Genomic DNA, 18,928 nt, shown 5'->3' on the forward strand with positions numbered 1-18,928 from the left:
CACCCCCGCCGCCCCGCCGCCCCCTTCCGGTCCCGAACCCCGGGGGCTGCGTGCCCCCCAGGGGGGTCCGCGGAGCGGCCCGCGCCTGTCCCGGTGGTCAGGGTCTACGGGCGATCACCCGGTACGTGTTCGAGAAGCGGGTGTGGCGGAGGAGGGGGGCCAGGGTGTGGTCCAGGGCGGTGGCCGCGGCGACCAGGGGGGTGGTGGCCCGCAGCAGCGCCGTACGGGGGGACGGGATCGTCCGGGAGAGGGACAGGGAGAGGAACAGGGCGAGGGCCGCCGCGAGGTCGTGCGGGACATGGGCCCCGCTGCGGTCGGCCCTGACGATCGTGCAGCCCTGGGACTCGAGTTCGGCGCGGAGGTTGGGCAGCGGGATCAGGTGAAGGTGGCGGGGCTGCCCGTGGGCCACCCACCACTTGCCGAGCAGTGCGGCGGACGCGCTGTGCGGATCGGGCAGTTCGAGGAGCAGATGCCCGCCGGGCCGCAGCGCGACGAGGGCGGCTCGGAGTTCCGCGCGCGGGTCGAGCGTGTGCTCCACATGGCCGAGCATGCTGACGACGTCGTAGCGGGCGCGCAGCCGTGCGCTGGTCGCGGGGTGGGTGAGCTGTCCCTGGTGGGCCTCCTCCACGCGGCCGGCCTCCTGGGCCCGGACGACCCGCGGGGTGGGGTCGAGGCCGTCGAAGGACGTGTAGGTGAAGACCTCCTTGGCCGCCTCGGGGAACAGCGCGTGCCCCGTGCCGACGTCCAGCCAGCTCTCGGGCTCGGGGAAGGGCAGCATCGCGCGGGCGGTGGACACCAGCCGGCGCCGGCGGGTGCGGGTGGCGAGGACGCGGTCGGCGTAGGGGCCGGGCAGGTTCCTGGCCGGGGGGCGGTGGTAGAGGGCGAGCCCTTCCGCGGTCAGCCGCGGGTTCTGGAAGGCGTGGCCGCAGTCCCGGCATTCGTCGACGGCGAAGGTGCCCGGCCGGTGTTGGAGCAGGTCGGGTGCGCGCAGGCGGTTGCGCAGGCGTTTCGAGCCGCACCAGGGGCAGTTGTCGCGGCGCGGCTCGTGGATGGGCCTGGGGGGCATGAGCGGCTCCGGGGAGGACGTCGAGAGATGCGGCAATTCACAGCAAAACGGAACGTATGGGATACCGATCTGGGGTGCAATGACGTCATGGGGGTGTGGTGCCGATGTGGCGCCGAACCGTTCGATCGGTGCCGGTACTGTTCGGCGAATGAGCTCGCTGAATCTCGACGACTTCACCGATCTGATCGAGCGCCCCGACGGCGGGGTGCGCCGCGACGCGGAGGCGCGCCGGGAACGTCAGGTCGTGCCGCCCGGATCGCTGGGCCGCCTGGACGACCTGGGTGAATGGCTGGCGGCGGCGCAGGGTTCGGTGCCCGTACGGCCGGTCGTACGGCCGCGGGTGGTGCTGTTCGCCGGCGATCACGGGATCGCCGCACTGGGCGTCTCGGCGCGGGCCGCGGGCAGCGCGGCGGAGCTGGTGCGGGACGTGCTGGAGGGCGGCCGGCCGGTGTCGGTGCTCGCCAGGCGGCTCGACGTCCCCGTGCGGATCGTGGACATGGCGCTGGACTGCGAGCCGGACGCGTTCCCCGAGGACGTCGTACGGCACCGGGTGCGGCGCGGCAGCGGTCGTATCGACATCGAGGACGCGCTGACCACGGAGGAGGCCGAGGCGGCCTTCCTCGCGGGGGTCGCGGTGGCCGACGAGGAGGCCGACTCCGGTACGGATCTGGTCGTGCTCGGCGATGTCAGCGTGGGCGGGACGACGGTGGCGGGTGTGCTGGTGGCCGCGTTGTGCGGGACCGACGCGTCCGTGGTCACCGGGCGGGGCGGCGAGGCGATCGACGACCTGGCGTGGATGCGCAAGTGCGCCGCGATCCGGGACGCGTTGCGGCGGGCGCGGCCGGTGCTCGGGGACCAGGTGCAGTTGCTGGCGACGGTGGGCGGCGCGGACCTCGCGGCGATGACGGGCTTTCTGCTCCAGTGCGCCGTACGGAAGTTGCCGGTGGTGCTGGACGGCGTCGTGGCGGCGGCGTGCGCGCTCGTCGGCCAGCGGATCGCGTTCCGGGCACCGGACTGGTGGCTGGCCGGGCAGAGCAGCGGGGAGCCGGGGCAGGCCAAGGCGCTGGACCGGATGGCGCTGGAGCCGCTGCTGGACCAGGGCGTGACCGTGGGTGAGGGCGCGGGCGCGCTGCTGGCCCTGCCGCTGGTGCAGGCGGCCGCGGCCCTGGCCGCCGAACTGCCCGAGAAGCCGCAGGAGCCCGAGAAGCCGGAGGAACCGGAGGAGATCCAGGAGGCGGAGGAGACCCAGGAGGCAGGGCAGGCCGGCGAGGGCGCGCCCGGCCGGGAGTGACAGCGCCGCCGCGCGCGGTGGTGGAGGCGCCTCAGCTGTGGTCGGCGGCCCGGGTCAGCTCGGCGTCGGTCTTGCCGCCCAGCCAGTCGCCGAGCACCCGTCGGGGGCCCGCCCAGCGCCGGTCGTGGTGGTAGGCCCGCAGGACGGCCTTGGCACGGGCGCGGGGGCGTCTGCGGTAGAGGCGGCGGGCCCACGGGGAGTCGGGACGGGCCACCCGGACGAGGCCGAAGAGGGCGACGAACGGGATGATCACGCTGAAGATCGCCATCTTGGCCTTGCCCTTGCTCAGCACGGCCAGGGCGAGCAGAAAGTTGACCACCACGGTCGAGATCACGCTGCCCCGGTCCTGGAGTTCCTCGTCGCTGAGGTCGTTGACGCCGAACGGCACGAAGCCGACCAGGACCAGGCCGACGAGGGCCGCCGTCAGCACGACGACCTCCACGCTCTTGCGGCCGGCCTCCGTCCAGTACACGTCGTCCAGGTGCAGGACAAGCGCGAACTCGTCCAGGACCAGACCCGCACCGATGCCGAAGACCACCGCGCTGACGGCCGAGCCGAAGCCGTGCCGACCGCCGGCCACCGCGCCGAAGCCACCGACGACGGTGAGGACGATGCCGGGGACGACGTGGTGGATGTGCACCCCGCCCGCGCTGACGTTGCCGAACGGCCCCTTCCCCGCGCGGATCAGACGGGTGACGACCCGGGTGATCAGAAAGGTCAGGATGAACGCGGTCAGAGCGAGGAGCAGCGGGAGCTTCCCCGGCTCGACGATGTTGCGCTGCAACCAATCTCCCATACGCGCATTTTCATACCGGGCTGCCGGGACCGCCTGTCCGACCGCCGGGTAACCTGCGCCGGTGTCCACGACCCCGCCCCTCCCGCGCTCCTCCTTCGACGGTCTCCGTTTCGCCTTCGGCACCCTCACCGTCCTCCCGGTCCGGGTGACCCGCTGGGACCGTGAAGCCGCGCGCGCGGGCATGCTCGGCGCCCCACTGGCGGGGCTGGCCGTCGGCGCCTGCGCGGCCGGGCTCGGACTGCTGCTGCTGTTCCTGGGCGCGGGCCCGCTGCTCGCCGCCGTCGCCTCCGCCGCCGTACCCGCCGTCCTCACCCGCGGCCTGCATCTGGACGGGCTGGCGGACACCGCCGACGGGCTCGGCAGCGGCAAGCCCGCCGACGACGCCCTGCGGATCATGAAGCAGTCGGACATCGGGCCCTTCGGGGTGCTCGCGCTCGTCCTCGTCCTGCTCGCCCAGGTGGCGGCGCTGGCCCAGCTCTACGACGCCTCGTGGGCCCGGGGTGCCCTGGCGGCCGTCACCTCCGCGGTCGCCGCCCGGCTGGCCCTCACCCTCGCCGCCCGCACCGGAGTGCCGGCCGCCCGGCCGGAGGGGCTCGGCGCGGCGGTCGCCGGGGTGGTCCCGGTCCGCGGGGCGCTCGCCGTGGGGGCCGGCTGCCTCGCGGTCGCGGCGGCCTGGGGCGCCCTCCTCGGCCCGTACGACGCCCTGCGCACGCCCGTCGCCGTGGTCCTCGCCCTCGCCGCGGCCGAACTGCTCCTGCGCCACTGCACGCGCCGCTTCGGCGGAGTCACCGGGGACGTGTTCGGGGGCCTGGCGGAGACGGCGGCCACGACGGCGCTCGTGGCCCTCTGCCTGGGCTGGTCGACCTGACTGATCGACCGGGCTGGTCGGCGGGTCTGGCCGACCTGACTGATCGGATGGGGCTGGTGACGGGCTGGCCGCACCGGGCTGGTCGGCGGGCTGGCCGACCGGGCTGGTCGGCGGGGCTGGCCGACCTGACTAGCCGACCTGACTAGCCGACCTGACTGATCGACCGAGCTGGCCGACGGGGCTGCCCGACCGGGGTGGCCGACCTGACTGATCGGCGGGCTGGCCGACGAAGCCGGCCGGCCGGGCTGGTCAGCAAGCCTCCCGCCACGCCGTGAGTTCGTACTTCTTCAGCAGGGAACTCAGCTTCAGGCGGCGGGACTCGGCGCAGAAACGGCTCGTGGGGAGTTCGTACTCGACGTGGAAGACGGCCTTGCCCGCCTCGATGAACGGGGTCGTCTCGTCGCACTCGCCGTACTGGGCGCACTGCTCGTTGACCGCGAAGTCGAAGTCGTCGACGAGTTCGGGGATCTGGTCGAGGTCGTTCTTCAGGCCGACGGACAGGCCCCGGTCGTGGGCGAGCCGGGCGATCAGCCGGTTGTAGCGGAGCTGGTCGGCGGCGGTCAGGGGGAAGCCGGTCTCGTTGCGGTAGCCGTCCATGTTGTCCGGCTCGACCGCGTCGAAGCCCTTGTCGCGGCACATGTCGATACGGGCCGCCATCAGGGGTTCGAGGACGTCGGTGCGGCGGATGTCCAGCCAGCGCTCGCCCTCCCAGCCGTTGCCCCGGCCCAGGACCGCCTCCGGGAACTCGTCGGCGTCCGGACGCCAGTCCTCCCATGCTCCGGTGGACAGGTAGCAGATGACCTTGCGGCCGTCCGCGTGCAGCCCGGCGACGGCGGCCTCGCTCTGGTCGAAGCCGTCGATGTCGTACACCGGCACGTCGACGGAGGTGTCCAGACGCCCCCTCAGCTGCCACTGCCAGCCGATACCGGGGCGCGGCTGCCAGCGGTCCCCCTCGGCCGGGCCGTCGTCGGGCGCGGACGTACAGCCCGCGAGCAGCAACAGCAGGGCGGGCAGCAGGATCAGGCGTCGCACGGACGGCCTCCAGGATGGGCGACGGCGGCTCCCGGCATGATCTCCCGCCGCCGCCCGGCCCGAGACGCCGCCCTCCCCCACACCCGGGAGACCCGGGAGAGAGGGAGACCCGAGGGATGTGACCGCGTTCGTCGAATGCGAGGATCGGGCAGTGGCCACGACGCCACCGACAGGCGAACGCTCCCGTGCATGAGCCGACACTCACGCACGCGTACGCTCGTTGCGGGGTTGCCGCGCCGGTACGCCGCGCCGGTGAGGCCGACCCCGGTAACGACCGCACCCTCAGCCCGAATGCAGGGTCTCTCGTTCGGACCAGCCCGGCATGATCCGAACAAGAGGCCCTAGGGTCGGCTGTCGGGCCCGGTCGACCCACACATCGGCCACAGCAACTCCACATCGGAAGCGAGAAATCACCACCGTGACTGCTCTCACTCTCAGCACCGCCGCGGCGCCCGGCCTCCGGGCCGACGCGATCGTGATCGGTGTCGCCAAGGGCGCCGACGGCCCCGTCGTAGCGCCGGGCGCAGAGGCCGTGGACAAGGCCTACGACGGCCGGCTCGCCGGCGTCCTGGAAACCCTCGGTGCCGCCGGCGCCGAGGGCGAGGTGACGAAGCTGCCGGCCCCGGCCGGCTTCAAGACGCCTCTCGTGCTGGCGGTGGGGCTGGGCGCGGAGCCCGAGAAGGACGCCTCGTACGACGCCGAGGCGCTGCGCCGCGCCGCAGGCGTGGCCGCCCGCGCCCTCGCCGGTTCCAAGAAGGCCGCGTTCGCCCTGCCCCTGACGGACGCCGCCGACCTCGGCGCGGTCGCCGAGGGCGTCGCGCTCGGCGCCTACTCCTTCGACGCCTACAAGGAGCAGGGCAAGGAAGCCAAGGCGAAGAAGGGCAAGGGCCCGCTCGTCGAGGCCACCCTGCTCGGCGCCAAGCCGCGCGACGCCGCCCACAAGGCCGCCCTCGCCCGCGCCACCGCCGTCACCGAGGAACTCAACCGCGCCCGGGACCTCGTCAACACCCCGCCGAACGACCTCGACCCCGAGGCCTTCGCCGCCGTCGCCCAGACCGCGGCCAAGGAACACGGCATCAAGGTGCAGGTCCTCGACGAGAAGGCCCTCACCAAGGGCGGCTACGGCGGCATCCTGGGCGTCGGTTCCGGCTCCGCCGCCGCCCCGCGCCTGGTGAAGCTGTCGTACACCTCCTCCAAGGCGAAGAAGCACCTCGCCTTCGTCGGCAAGGGCATCACCTACGACTCGGGCGGCATCTCGCTCAAGCCCGCCGGGCACAACGAGACGATGAAGTGCGACATGAGCGGTGCGGCGGCGGTCTTCGCCGCCGTGGTCGCCGTCGCGCGTCTCGGCCTGGACGTCAACGTCACCGGCTGGCTGGCGCTCGCCGAGAACATGCCGTCCGGCTCCGCCACCCGCCCGGGTGACGTGCTGCGCATGTTCAGCGGCAAGACGGTCGAGGTCCTCAACACCGACGCCGAGGGCCGGCTGGTCCTCGCCGACGCGCTGTGGGCCGCCTCCCAGGAGAAGCCCGACGCCATCGTGGACGTCGCGACCCTGACCGGCGCGATGATGCTGGCGCTGGGCAGCCGGACGTTCGGGATCATGGCGAACGACGACGCGTTCCGCTCCGCGCTGCACGAGGCCGCCGAGGAGGTCGGCGAGCCGGCCTGGCCGATGCCGCTGCCGGACCACCTGCGCAAGGGCATGGACTCGCCGATCGCCGACATCGCGAACATGGGTGAGCGGATGGGCGGCGGACTCGTCGCCGGTCTCTTCCTGCGGGAGTTCGTGGGCGAGGGGATCACCTGGGCGCACCTGGACATCGCGGGACCGGCGTTCAACGAGGGCGGGCCGTTCGGGTACACGCCCAAGGGCGGCACGGGTACGGCCGTGCGGACGCTGGTCCGGCTGGCCGAGCTGACCGCCGAGGGCGATCTCGGCTAGTCGCTTTCGGGCGCGGGGACTGTGCGACTGATCACTCGGCCGGCCGCGGCCGCGCGGCGGAGCCGCAGATCGGCACAGCCCCGCGCCACGAGCGGGTGCGCGTGGGGTGTCTCACACCGTAGCCCGGCGTCTCGTTCGACTCCCACAGGTGCGAAGATGGGGCTCGGCAGGACAGGGCCCCCACCACAGGGCCGAAGAAAGAGCGGCCGGACACCAGCCGCCGCCCGGTCACTGGAGACCGGCGTACGGCGCACATGCATGGAGGACGTGACGTGGCGAACGACGCCAGCACCGTTTTCGACCTAGTGATCCTCGGCGGTGGTAGTGGCGGTTACGCCGCGGCCCTGCGCGGGGCGCAGCTGGGCCTGGACGTCGCCCTGATCGAGAAGGACAAGGTCGGCGGCACCTGCCTGCACCGGGGTTGCATCCCCACCAAGGCTCTGCTCCACGCGGGTGAGATCGCCGACCAGGCCCGCGAGAGCGAGCAGTTCGGCGTCAAGGCCACCTTCGAGGGCATCGACGTCCCCGCGGTCCACAAGTACAAGGACGGTGTCGTCTCCGGCCTGTACAAGGGCCTCCAGGGACTCATCGCCTCTCGCAAGGTGACGTACATCGAGGGTGAGGGCCGGCTGTCCTCCCCCACCTCCGTCGACGTGAACGGCCGGCGTGTCCAGGGCCGCCACGTGCTCCTGGCGACCGGCTCCGTGCCGAAGTCGCTGCCGGGCCTGGAGATCGACGGCAACCGGATCATCTCCTCCGACCACGCGCTCGTCCTGGACCGCGTACCGAAGTCCGCGATCATCCTGGGCGGCGGTGTCATCGGCGTGGAGTTCGCCTCCGCGTGGAAGTCCTTCGGCTCGGACGTCACGATCGTCGAGGGCCTCAAGCACCTCGCCCCGCTCGAGGACGAGAACTCCTCCAAGCTTCTTGAGCGCGCGTTCCGCAAGCGCGGCATCAAGTTCAACCTGGGCACCTTCTTCTCGAAGGCCGAGTACACCGCCGACGGCGTCAAGGTCACCCTGGCCGACGGCAAGGAGTTCGAGGCCGAGCTGCTGCTGGTCGCGGTGGGCCGCGGGCCCGTCTCCGCCGGTCTCGGTTACGAGGAGCAGGGCGTCGCGATGGACCGCGGTTACGTCCTGGTCGACGAGTACATGCGGACCAACGTCCCCACCATCTCCGCCGTCGGCGACCTCGTCCCGACGCTCCAGCTCGCGCACGTCGGCTTCGCCGAGGGCATCCTGGTGGCGGAGCGTCTGGCCGGTCTCAAGACCGTCCCGATCGACTACGACGGTGTCCCGCGGGTGACGTACTGCCACCCGGAGGTCGCCTCCGTGGGCATCACCGAGGCCAAGGCCAAGGAGATCTACGGCGCGGACAAGGTCGTCGCTCTGAAGTACAACCTGGCGGGCAACGGCAAGAGCAAGATCCTCAACACCTCGGGCGAGATCAAGCTCGTCCAGGTGAAGGACGGTGCCGTGGTCGGCGTCCACATGGTCGGCGACCGTATGGGCGAGCAGGTCGGCGAAGCCCAGCTGATCTACAACTGGGAGGCCCTGCCGGCCGAGGTCGCGCAGCTCATCCACGCCCACCCGACGCAGAACGAGGCGCTCGGCGAGGCCCACCTGGCCCTGGCCGGCAAGCCGCTCCACTCGCACGACTGACCCTCGGTCGACGAAGCGACTCCGCGACGACACAGACTTCCGCAATTCGTAAGGAGCAACCGAAACCATGGCGGTTTCCGTAACCCTTCCGGCGCTCGGTGAGAGCGTCACCGAGGGCACTGTCACTCGCTGGCTGAAGGCCGAGGGTGAGCGCGTCGAGGCCGACGAGCCGCTGCTCGAGGTGTCGACCGACAAGGTCGACACCGAGATCCCCTCGCCCGCCGCCGGCATCCTGGCGTCCATCAAGGTCGCCGAGGACGAGACCGTCGAGGTCGGCGCCGAACTGGCCGTCATCGACGACGGCACCGGCTCGGCGCCCGAGGCGTCCGGTGCGGAGCAGCCCGCCGCCGCTCCGGCTCCGGCCGCCGAGCAGGTCGCCCCGCCGGCTCCCGAGCCGGCCCCGGCCGCCGAGCCCTCCACCGAGCAGACGGCCCCGGCCCCCGCTCCCACCGCCGAGGCCACCTCCGGCGGCGGCTCCGCGGAGGGCACGGACGTCGTCCTGCCCGCGCTCGGCGAGTCCGTCACCGAAGGCACCGTCACCCGCTGGCTGAAGTCGGTCGGCGACTCCGTCGAGGCCGACGAGCCGCTGCTCGAGGTCTCCACGGACAAGGTCGACACCGAGATCCCGGCGCCCACCTCCGGTGTGCTGCTCGAGATCACGGTCGGCGAGGACGAGACCGCCGAGGTCGGCGCCAAGCTGGCCGTCATCGGCGCTCCGGGTGCGGCTCCGGCCGCTGCTCCGGCGCCCGCCGCCCCGGCTCCGGTACTACCGGCGATGAGCGCGGCGGCCTTGGCGTACCCGGCGGCACCGAACCAGCCGATGACCGCGATCGGCACCACGGCGGGGATGCCGCCGGCGACTTCCTCGATCTGGAGGGCGGCCAGCCGGCACTTGGCGCATTCGTCCAGATGCTTGCGCAGCCCCCGCGCGGCGCGGGTGCGCAGTCGGCGGCGGGCGTAGGTCCCGAGCTGGTCGGCGTAGCGGGCGCACTCCTCGTCGCTGGTCAGGGTCGTGCTGACGTGGGCCTGGAGGTAGGCCTGCTTGAGGCCCTCGCGGGCGCGACTGGCGAGCACGCGCGTGCCGTTGGCGTCGAGGCCGAACAGCGTGGCCACCTCGCTCGGCGACTCGTCCTCGACCTCGGTGTGCCACAGCACGGCCTGCCAGCGCTCGGGCAGCGAGCGGAAGGCCTGCATGGCCATGGACTGCTCGGCCTCGTGCATGGTCAGTACGTCGGCCCCGAGGTCGAGGGTGTCGTCGTCGGACACCTCGGAGGAGCGGGAGGCCTGCGCGGCGAACAGCGCGAAGTCGTCGACGAGCTGCTCCCGCTTCGCCGACTGCGTCCAGCCCGCGGCGACCCGGCGTACGGAGGTGAGCAGGTAGGCGCGTACGGCGTGCTCGGGGCCGGAGCCGCGGCGTACCGCCTGGAGCATGCGGGCGAAGACCTCCGCTGTGAGGTCGTCGGCGGTGTGGGCGTCCCGGCAGCAGGTGCGCGCGTACCGGCGCACGGCGTCGGCGTGGCGCCGGTACAACTCCGCGTACGCCGTGTCGTCGCCGGAGCGCATCCGGGCGATCAGGTCGGCGTCGGCCGGCGGCACCTCGCGCAGCGGCGGCAGGACGCTGTCCTCGCGCCGGTCGCGCTGTGCCGGGACGCTGGTTTCGGCCGGGAGACCGGCCTCGGCCGGTGCGCGGTCGCCGCCCTGGGGGACGCCCGCGCGCCCGCCCTGACTGGGCACCTGTGGTGAAGCCCGGCCACCGGCCTCCGGGTCACTGTCGTCCAGTGACTCGTCCCTGCCGTCAACGCTCATCCCGGAAAGCCCCCGCCGCCTGCCGACCAGTCCCGACCACCGGGTCAGGGTGCCATATTGGCTTTTGTTCAGAACCGTGCAGGAGGAGCCATCCACTCGTCCGTGGTGACTTGCCCCCGCCCAGCACCGAACTTCACTCGGACGGGGAAGGTTCACCTGGCTCTCGACAGGGTCCGGTTGACGCCGACGGCCGATATGCGTGGAATGCCCTGACGGCCGCCGCGAAGCGGGCTCCGACCCGGCCCGCACACCCCCGCATCACCTTTTCGAGTAGCCATCCCGCACCTCGCTGACGGCCCGGCCCCGCCTCACTGACGGCCGGCCCCGCACCTCGCTGACGCCTCGCTGACGACCCCGCCCCGCACCGTCGACAGCCGAGTCCGGCGCAACATGCACCTCAAGGGACGACCCCGCCCACCCTCAAGCACGTGGGGGGCTCCCCCGGCGAACCGGGCGAGCCCCCCACGGAGAACCGGCCGACGACCCACCCTCACGATCGGTCGCCATCCGACTCCGCGACGGGCGGGCTACCGCGCGGCCACGAAGCACCCCGCGACCCACCCTCCGCCACTAGGAAGCCGGCCGAGACCGCAGCCCTTCCAGCAGGATGTCCAGCAGTCGCGATGAAGCCGCCGCCTGGTGGGCAGGGTCCGGCAGGGAAGGCGCCGCGGTGGCGATGACCAGCAGGACGTCCGACACCGAGACGTCCGGCCGCAGCTCGCCCGCCGCGCGTGCCCGGTCCACGAGCTGGCCCACGACCTCGAGCAGGGCGGCCGCCCCGGTGTCGTCCACGACGGCCTGCAGGCCCTCGTCGGCGAGCAACCGCATCTCGCCGCCGCCCGGCTGGCTCCGCTGCTGCGGAACCCGTGCCCCGTCGGCGGCGGAGCCCGCCGCGCCCTCCTCCGCGACGCCGACCCGCAGCACCTGCGGCGGCAGCAGCCGCCCGGCGCCGGAGGCCACCGACGTGCGCAGGAAGCGCGACAGCGCCGACCACGGCTCGTCCTCCTGGCCCAGCGCCGTCCGTGCCTGGTCGGTCAGCCGGGAGGTCTCCTCCTCGGCTATCCGTCGCACCAGGACGTCCTTGCTGGAGAAGCGCCGGTAGACCGTGCCGACACCGACCCGGGCGCGCCGCGCCACGTCCTCCATCGGCGCGCCGTACCCCAGCTCGCCGAAGACCTCGCGCGCCGCACGCAGTACGTGCTCCAGATTGCGCTGTGCGTCCACGCGCAGTGGCGTGGATCGCGAGGTGTCCCCGCGTCCGTTGCCCGCCGCCGCGCTTACCATGCCGCCCGGTCCAAGCGTGGACGCGGACGACCAATGCGTGTCCTGAATGTGCATGAATGTTCCCCCGGTAATGACGTCTCCCCCCGGAGACTCTCCCCGCCATGAAAAGCACGGGGCGCATGGAGCAGGGGACTACCGACCCGGACCCGCGATGAGGCCCTGCCGTCAGCAGCACCTCGCGAACCCGACAGGCGCTTCCCCCTACACCCCGTCGACACACGAACATAGTTGAGAGGGAGTCAATTCAGAAGGGGCAGGTTCCGCACGGAGCGCCCCCCGATCGGAGTACGGGACGCATACGTCCCGATAATGCCCCTTCCCGCACCCCGGCGCACCCCCGCTGACCTGCACGCCTTCCGTCCGAGTCAGTGATTCGGCCGCCCTCGCCCCCGCCCGGCCCGGGGTCACACAAATTGTCGGGGCTGTGGACAAACTCCGGCGGCGGGTGCGTCATGGGATGGTGAAGGAACGTGCGCGCATTCTCGTTGTCGGCGGTGGCTACGTCGGGATGTACACGGCCCTGCGGCTCCAGCGGCAGCTGAAGCAGGAACTGGGCCGGGGCGAGGCCGAGATCACGGTGGTCACACCCGACCCCTACATGACGTACCAGCCGTTCCTGCCCGAGGCGGCCGCGGGCGCCGTCTCCCCGCGGCACGTCGTCGTACCCCTGCGCCGCGTCCTGCCGCACTGCCGGGTCGTCGTCGGCGAGGTCACCGCCGTCGACCACGCCAAGCGCACCGCCACCCTGACCACCCTCGCCACCGGCGAGGAGGGCACGGGCCCGCAGCAGCTGACGTACGACGAACTGGTCCTGGCGCCCGGCTCGGTCTCCCGCACGCTGCCCATCCCGGGCCTCGCCGACTTCGCCATCGGGTTCAAGACCGTCGAAGAGGCCATCGGTCTGCGCAACCACGTCATCGAACAGATGGACATCGCCTCCTCCACCCGCGACCCCGCGATCCGCGACGCGGCCCTCACCTTCGTCTTCGTCGGCGGCGGCTTCGCCGGCGTGGAGGCGCTCGGCGAGCTGGAGGACATGGCCCGCTACACCACGCGCTACTACCACAACGTCAAACCCGAGGACCTGAAATGGATCCTCGTCGAGGCCTCCGACCGGATCCTCCCCGAGGTCGGCGAGGACATGGGCCGCTACACCGTCAGTGAGCTGCGCCGTCGCAACATCGACGTCCGCCTCGGCACCCGCCTGGAGTCGTGCGCGGACCGCGTCGCCGTCCTCAGCGACGGCGCCCGCTTCCCCACCCGTACGGTCGTGTGGACCGCCGGCGTCAAACCCCACCCGGTGCTCGCCGCCAGCGACCTGCCCCTCACCGAGCGCGGCCGCCTCAAGTGCACGCCGGAGTTGACCATCGAGGGCGTCACGCACGCGTGGGCGGCCGGAGACGCCGCCGCCGTCCCCGACGTCACCGCCGCCCGGCCCGGCACGGACACCGCCCCGAACGCCCAGCACGCCGTACGGCAGGCCAAGCTCCTCGGCGACAACATCGCCCGCTCCCTGCGCGGCGAGCCCCTGAAGGCGTATGCGCACAGGTACGTCGGCTCGGTCGCCTCCCTCGGGCTGCACAAGGGCGTCGCGCACGTCTACGGGCGCAAGCTGAAGGGCTACCCGGCCTGGTTCATGCACCGCGCCTACCACCTCAGCCGCGTCCCCACCTTCAACCGCAAGGCGCGCGTCCTCGCGGAATGGACGCTGTCGGGACTCTTCAAGCGAGAGATCGTCTCGCTCGGATCTCTCGAACACCCCCGCGCGGAGTTCGAACTCGCAGCCGGTGGAAAGCCTTCTGACGAGGCTTCCGGCGACCCGAAGGGGTCGTCCTGACCCGATCCAGGAACTCCACCGGCCGCCCCCACGTCTGACGAATGTCGGCCCGGACGGCATCCGCCCTGCCAGACTGCTCCCTGCTCAACGCCCCTCCCGAGCCCTCGGGCGGGCCACCACCCGCCCCTGCCGACCCACGAGGCTGTTACCCCGTGCTCCACACCCCGGGTGCTGTAACAATGTGCGGCCACCGCCGCGCGGCCCCGGAGCCCAGGCCGGTCCCGGAGCCGGCGTCGACGACTACACGAGGCAAGGATCCGTGAACTTCACGCGCTGGAGCGCCCGGCTCCCCGGAACGCAGCGCCGCGCCGCCGCCGCGCGAGCCGAGCACCCGGTCACCACCACCGACCGGCGGAGCGAGGGCTCCGGACCGGGCTCCGTACCCGCGGCCCGCGTCGAACAACTCACCGACGAGCCGCCCCCGGTGCCCGCCGTCGACGAACTCCCGGCCCGCGAGGTCCTCGACCGCGTCCCGGCCCTCGTCGCCCTCGTGCACGGCCACGACCACCGCCTCGCCTACGTCAACGACGCCTACACGGCAGCCTTCGGCGCACGTTCCATCGGCGAACCGGCCGCCCTGGCCCTCCCCGAGCTGCGCGAACTCGGCCTGATGCCCCTCCTCGACCAGGCCCATCGCAGCGGCAAGCCCCGCACCCTCAAGTCCCGCAAGGCCCCCGACGGCCGCTCGTACACCTTCACCTGCACCCCGGTCCCGGAGAACCACGGCGAGGGCGCCGTACTGGTGTTCGCCACCGATGTCACCGACCACGCCGAAGCCGCCGAACGCCTCAGAGCCAGCGAGCGCCGCCAGCGGGAGACCGCCGTCACCCTCCAGCGCTCCCTGCTCCCCCAGGAGCTGGAAGAACCCGACGACCTGCGCATCGCCGCCACCTACCACCCCGGCGGCACCGAAGCGGCCGTCGGCGGCGACTGGTACGACGTCATCACCCTCGGCGGCGGCCGCACCGCCCTCGTCATCGGCGACGTCATGGGCCGCGGCGTCCGCGCGGCGGCCGTCATGGGCCAGCTCCGCACGGCCGTCCGCGCCTACGCCCGCCTCGACCTCCCACCGCACGAGATCCTCCAGCTCCTCGACGGCCTCGCCATGGAGATCGACGCCAACCAGATCGCCACCTGCGTCTACGCCATCCACGACCCCAACGAGGGACGGCTGGTGTACGCCTCCGCGGGCCACCTGCCGATCCTGGTCCGCGACGAGAGCGGCACCGTCCTGCGCGCCGACGAACCCACCGGCCCGCCGCTCGGCACGGGCGGCTGGATGCACGCCTCGGGCTCGATCCCCCTCGGCCCCGGCTCCACCGCCGTCCTCTACACCGACGGGCTGGTCGAGCGGCGCAACGAGGACCTCGACGAGGGCATCGCCGCCCTGGAGCGAGCCCTGGCCGGCGCCACCGGCACCCCCCAGGTGGTCTGCGACCGCCTGGTCCGCTCGGCGGGCGTCACCGCCGACCACGACGACGACGTGGCCGTCCTGGTCCTCCAGCACCCCGCCCGCACCGGCCCCGACAGCGAGCTGTTCCGCAATGCCGCCCTGGAACTGCTCGGCGGCGTCGAAGCGGCCCCCCGCGCGCGTGCCTTCGCCTCCGGCGTCCTCACCAGCTGGCGCTTCCCCGCCGAACTGCACGACCTGGGCGTCCTCGCCACCAGCGAACTCGTCGCCAACTCGCTCCAGCACGGCATCCCGCCCATGCGCCTGCGACTGCGCCGCACCGACCGCCGTCTGATCATCGAGGTCACCGACGGCGACGACCACCTGCCGCGACGCCGCCGTGCCGAGCCGGCCGACGAGTCGGGCCGGGGCATCGCCATCGTCGCCACGATCGCCACCAGCTGGGGCAGCAGACGCACCCCGGGCGGCGGGAAAGCGGTGTGGTGCGAGTTCGTCCTGCCCAAGCCCACCGACTGAAACCGGTCCCGAACACGCATTCCCTCGCGCGCGCCACCTAGGCGAACGCGCCCCCCGGTGCTAGTAGCTCCCCATGGCAGACGCAACGGGCTTTCACCTCAAGGGAAGCGCCCCCGAGCGCTACGAGCACTACGTCGCGCCCATCATGGCGCCATTCGTGACCGCACTCGTGGACGCCGCGGACCTCTACCCCGGCGCCACCGTCCTCGACCTCGCGTGCGGCACCGGCTTCGCGGCCCGCGCCGCCGCCGCACAGGCCGGCCCCACCGGCCGCGTCGCCGGAGCCGACGCCAACGAGGCGATGCTCAAGGTCGCCGTGGACCGCCACCCGCGCCTCTACCCCGACATCGAGTTCACCACCGCCCCCGCCGACGACCTCCCCTACCCGGACGCGGCCTTCGACGCGGTCCTGTGTCAGCAGGGCGCCCAGTTCTTCCCCGACCTCGACGCGGCCCTGCGGGAGACCGCCCGCGTCCTGCGCCCCGGAGGCCGCTTCGCCGCCACCGTCTGGTCGAACCTCGAAGCCTCCCCCTACTTCGTCGCCCAGCTCGGCGCCGTGGAGCGGTACGGCGACCCGGAGACGGCAGCGGTCTTCCGGGCCGCCTTCCACAGCGCCGACCGCCTCACCGCGGCCCTCGACCACACGGGCTTCCGCCGGCCGACCCGCCGCGACCTCACCTTCACCGTCACCCTCCCCCCACTTCAGGACTACGTCCGCGGCCACCTCTCCGCGATCCCCTGGGGCCAGACGATCACCGAGACCGGGGGCGAGGAAGCCCTCACCCGAGCCGCCGACACCATCCGCGCGGCCCTTCCCGCCGACACGACGACCTTCCCCTTCACCGCCACCCTGGTGACGGCCCACCGCTGACGGCCCACCGCCGACAGCCCACCGCCGACAGCCACCCTCCGGCGGCACGAAAAGGCGGCCGTCGCCTCCCGACGACGGCCGCCTCCGCTCCTCCTACCTCACGCCTCCACGGCGACGGGCTCCACAGCGGCCCCACCCCGGGCCACCACCCGCTTCCGTGCCACCCACGGCTGATCCTGTTCGAGGGTGAGCTGCCGCCCCAGCCGCAGCGCGAGCACGGTGATTCCCAGCGAGAACAGCAGGAACGTCGCGACGTAGGGCGCGTGCAGCGAGGCCCCCATCGGCCCGCCCACAGCCGGTCCGACCGCCAGCGCCAACTGCTTGACCAGCGCGAACGCCGAGTTGTACTGCCCCGCGAGCCCGGTCGGCGCCAGATCGGCCACCAGCGGCGCGACCGTCGGCGACAACATCGCCTCGCCCAGCCCGAACAGCGCGTACGTCGACACGAAGGCGGCCGTCGCCATCTCCTGGCTGCCGTTCCCGAGCCCGGCGTACCCGGCCACGGCCCACGCCAGCGCCCAGATCAGCCCCACGGCCGCGATCACTCGCGACCGCTTCTGCCGCTCGACGAACCTCAGCACCGCGAACTGCGCGACGACGATCACCGCGGTGTTGGCGGCCAGCGCGGTCCCGAGGGCGGACGTCGAAATGCCCGCGGCCTCGACGCCGTACGCACTGAGCCCCGACTCGAACTGTCCGTAGCAGGCGAAGAACAGCACGAAGCCCAGGACGGACAGCTGCACCATGGCGCGGTTGCCGAGCAACTGCTTCCAGCCGCCCTTCGCGGACCCCTGCGGAGCACCCTCCACCCGCGGCGAACGCGGCATCCGCACGCCGGCGAGCACCACGACCAGCAGCAGGAACATCGCCGCCTCGATCGCGAACAGCAGCGTGAAGGAGGACACCCGCGTGGTGTCGACGAGATGCCCGCCGATGAGGCCGCCGACCCCCAGCCCCAGATTCTGGAGGAAGAACTGCGTCGCGAAGGCCCTGGACCGCGTCTCAGCGGTCGAGCAGTCCACGATCATCGTGGCGAGCGCCGGCTGCATCACGGCCTGCCCGGCCCCCAGCGCGCCGGCGGCCGCCAGTACGGCGGTGGCGTTGCCGGCCAGCCCCAGGCTCAGCGCGCCCAGCGCGGCGGTGACCAGGGCGGCGATCAGCACCGGCAACGGGCCGCGCCGCACGATCGCCCGGCCGGCGAACGGCAGCACGATCAGCGCGGCCACGGCGAACACGGCGAGGACGAGCCCCGCCGTCATGGCACCGAGCCCACGCACCTGCGCCACATAGACGTACAGGTAGGGGACGGTGAAGCCGAGCCCGAACGCGCTGAGTGCGTTGCCCACGTGGATCCGGCGCATCGCTGCGCCCATGGCCCTGGTCACGTTCACCTCTCTCAGGTAGTGGTGAGTCTCAGCTCTTAGAACCGAAGACTTCGAAGATAAATTTCGAAGCTAAACAGTACACTCCGAAGAACTTCAACGCGAACGAGCCGCATGCGATACTGACCCCCATGGGCGACACCCCCGGCAGCACAGGCATCGGCGGCGAGCCGACCCTCGAAGAGCAGATCGCCGCCTACCAGCGCGAGTTCCAGGACCTCGACCCCCAGGTCGAGAAGATCGTCTCGGCGCTCTCCCGCCTGAACCGCCGCATGAACGTCGCCTACGGCCGCCAGACCGCCGCGCTCGGCATCAGCAACGCCGACTGGGAGGTCCTCAAGGCGCTCGTCCTCTCCGGCGCCCCCTACCGGATGGGCCCCAGCGAACTGGCCAAGCGGCTCGGTCTGACGCCGGCCGCGATGACCCACCGGATCGACCGCATGGTCGCGGAGGATCTGGTGACCCGGAAGCGGGACGAGACCAACCGTGTGCGAGTGATCGTGGAGCTGACGACCGAGGGCCGGGAGAAGTGGCTCGAGGCGATGCGGCTGGCGACGGTCTTCGAGGAGGACCTGCTCCAGGACCTCTCCGCCGACGACCGCACCGCCCTCGGTGACGTCCTGACCAGGCTGCTGCGCAGGGTGGAGCACGCCCAGCCGGACGCCGGCGGCCGCCTCACCGACCTGGACTAAAAGATCTTGACAGGAGCCGCTTGACACGCCCGCGGTCGATCCGTAAGGTTCTTCGGGTTGCCGCGGAGCCGTAACGGTTCTTCGGTGACACCTCCGCCGCAGTAGCGGCACTCAACCAAAGCAAGATCTCCCAGCGGGGTTGTAATTCGGCGTGCCCGAATTCAATTCGATTTGGGCCCGGCAGCTCGATTAGCGCTCGCCGGGGAGGATCCGCTAAGGTTTGAGACGTCGGAACGGCCCAACAGCCGGGAAGGCAACCCCCCTCTGACGGGGAATCAGCGCCGAAAGGATCTGATAGAGTCGGAACCGCCGGAAAGGGAAACCGCGAAAGAAAAGCGGGAACCTGGAAAGCGCCGAGGAAATCGGATCGGGAAACGGTCTGATAGAGTCGGAAACGCAAGACCGAAGGGAAGCGCCCGGAGGAAAGCCTGAGAGAGTCTCTCGGGTGAGTACAAAGGAAGCGTCCGTTC

The 18,928-nt window shown here is 72.3% G+C and carries 13 protein-coding genes and 2 pseudogenes; 9 read left to right on the forward strand and 6 right to left on the reverse strand.

The window, feature by feature from the left end; genetic code table 11:
* Positions 1-97: 97 nt before the first annotated feature.
* The gene (locus tag BM536_RS23205) at positions 98-1,066 is read right to left on the reverse strand and encodes a class I SAM-dependent methyltransferase (RefSeq protein ID WP_094103413.1); all 969 of its coding nucleotides are present in this window, start codon (positions 1,064-1,066) and stop codon (positions 98-100) included.
* A 148-nt stretch (positions 1,067-1,214) separates the two neighbouring features.
* On the opposite strand from BM536_RS23205, the gene cobT reads away from it, so the two are divergent.
* The gene (gene cobT / locus BM536_RS23210; protein WP_073499142.1) at positions 1,215-2,357 is read left to right on the forward strand and encodes a nicotinate-nucleotide--dimethylbenzimidazole phosphoribosyltransferase; all 1,143 of its coding nucleotides are present in this window, start codon (positions 1,215-1,217) and stop codon (positions 2,355-2,357) included.
* 31 nt (positions 2,358-2,388) lie between these two features.
* Here cobT and BM536_RS23215 read toward each other — a convergent pair whose 3' ends face one another.
* Positions 2,389-3,153 (reverse strand): hypothetical protein, encoded by a 765-nt coding sequence (locus BM536_RS23215; RefSeq protein WP_073499144.1) that lies wholly within the window; start codon positions 3,151-3,153, stop codon positions 2,389-2,391.
* Positions 3,154-3,214: 61 nt separating this feature from the next.
* Here BM536_RS23215 and BM536_RS23220 point away from each other — a divergent pair, with 61 nt between their 5' ends.
* Positions 3,215-4,021, forward strand: coding sequence for an adenosylcobinamide-GDP ribazoletransferase (locus BM536_RS23220; RefSeq protein ID WP_094103414.1), 807 nt, complete (start codon positions 3,215-3,217; stop codon positions 4,019-4,021).
* 249 nt (positions 4,022-4,270) lie between these two features.
* On the opposite strand, the gene BM536_RS23225 is transcribed toward BM536_RS23220, so the two are convergent.
* Positions 4,271-5,053, reverse strand: coding sequence for an endo alpha-1,4 polygalactosaminidase (locus BM536_RS23225; protein ID WP_073499145.1), 783 nt, complete (start codon positions 5,051-5,053; stop codon positions 4,271-4,273).
* 418 nt (positions 5,054-5,471) lie between these two features.
* On the opposite strand from BM536_RS23225, the gene BM536_RS23230 reads away from it, so the two are divergent.
* The 3 genes and pseudogenes from BM536_RS23230 to BM536_RS23240 form a co-directional block, all read left to right on the forward strand.
* Complete coding sequence (locus tag BM536_RS23230) at positions 5,472-6,998, forward strand: leucyl aminopeptidase (RefSeq protein WP_094103415.1); 1,527 nt, start codon at positions 5,472-5,474, stop codon at positions 6,996-6,998.
* A 272-nt stretch (positions 6,999-7,270) separates the two neighbouring features.
* Positions 7,271-8,659 (forward strand): dihydrolipoyl dehydrogenase, encoded by a 1,389-nt coding sequence (gene lpdA / locus BM536_RS23235; protein ID WP_073499149.1) that lies wholly within the window; start codon positions 7,271-7,273, stop codon positions 8,657-8,659.
* Between the two features lie 67 nt (positions 8,660-8,726).
* Positions 8,727-9,518: pseudogene (locus BM536_RS23240) on the forward strand (biotin/lipoyl-containing protein); the annotation flags it as partial.
* Positions 9,519-9,754: 236 nt separating this feature from the next.
* Here BM536_RS23240 and BM536_RS44930 read toward each other — a convergent pair.
* Together BM536_RS44930 and BM536_RS23250 are read right to left on the reverse strand one after the other, a co-directional pair.
* Positions 9,755-10,465: pseudogene (locus BM536_RS44930) on the reverse strand (RNA polymerase sigma factor); the annotation flags it as partial.
* Positions 10,466-11,035: 570 nt separating this feature from the next.
* Entirely contained in the window at positions 11,036-11,803 is a 768-nt protein-coding gene (locus BM536_RS23250) for a TetR/AcrR family transcriptional regulator (protein WP_094103416.1), read from the reverse strand.
* Positions 11,804-12,206: 403 nt separating this feature from the next.
* Here BM536_RS23250 and BM536_RS23255 point away from each other — a divergent pair, with 403 nt between their 5' ends.
* From BM536_RS23255 to BM536_RS23265, 3 genes are all read left to right on the forward strand, one after another.
* Positions 12,207-13,586: an NAD(P)/FAD-dependent oxidoreductase gene (locus BM536_RS23255; RefSeq protein WP_073499123.1), complete on the forward strand. Its 1,380-nt coding sequence runs from the start codon at positions 12,207-12,209 to the stop codon at positions 13,584-13,586.
* A gap of 259 nt (positions 13,587-13,845) precedes the next feature.
* Positions 13,846-15,513: an ATP-binding SpoIIE family protein phosphatase gene (locus tag BM536_RS23260; protein WP_073499127.1), complete on the forward strand. Its 1,668-nt coding sequence runs from the start codon at positions 13,846-13,848 to the stop codon at positions 15,511-15,513.
* A 73-nt stretch (positions 15,514-15,586) separates the two neighbouring features.
* Positions 15,587-16,384 carry a class I SAM-dependent methyltransferase gene (locus BM536_RS23265; protein ID WP_073499122.1) on the forward strand — a complete coding sequence of 266 codons (798 nt, stop codon included), beginning with the start codon at positions 15,587-15,589 and terminating at the stop codon, positions 16,382-16,384.
* 98 nt (positions 16,385-16,482) lie between these two features.
* On the opposite strand, the gene BM536_RS23270 is transcribed toward BM536_RS23265, so the two are convergent.
* Positions 16,483-17,769: an MFS transporter gene (locus BM536_RS23270; RefSeq protein ID WP_245873713.1), complete on the reverse strand. Its 1,287-nt coding sequence runs from the start codon at positions 17,767-17,769 to the stop codon at positions 16,483-16,485.
* 128 nt (positions 17,770-17,897) lie between these two features.
* Here BM536_RS23270 and BM536_RS23275 point away from each other — a divergent pair, with 128 nt between their 5' ends.
* Positions 17,898-18,458, forward strand: a complete 561-nt coding sequence (locus BM536_RS23275) for a MarR family winged helix-turn-helix transcriptional regulator (protein WP_073499118.1) — start codon at positions 17,898-17,900, stop codon at positions 18,456-18,458.
* Positions 18,459-18,928 lie beyond the last annotated feature (470 nt).

The sequence above is a fragment of the Streptomyces phaeoluteigriseus genome (assembly GCF_001896135.2).
In the GTDB taxonomy this organism is placed as follows: Bacteria; Actinomycetota; Actinomycetes; order Streptomycetales; family Streptomycetaceae; genus Streptomyces; species Streptomyces phaeoluteigriseus.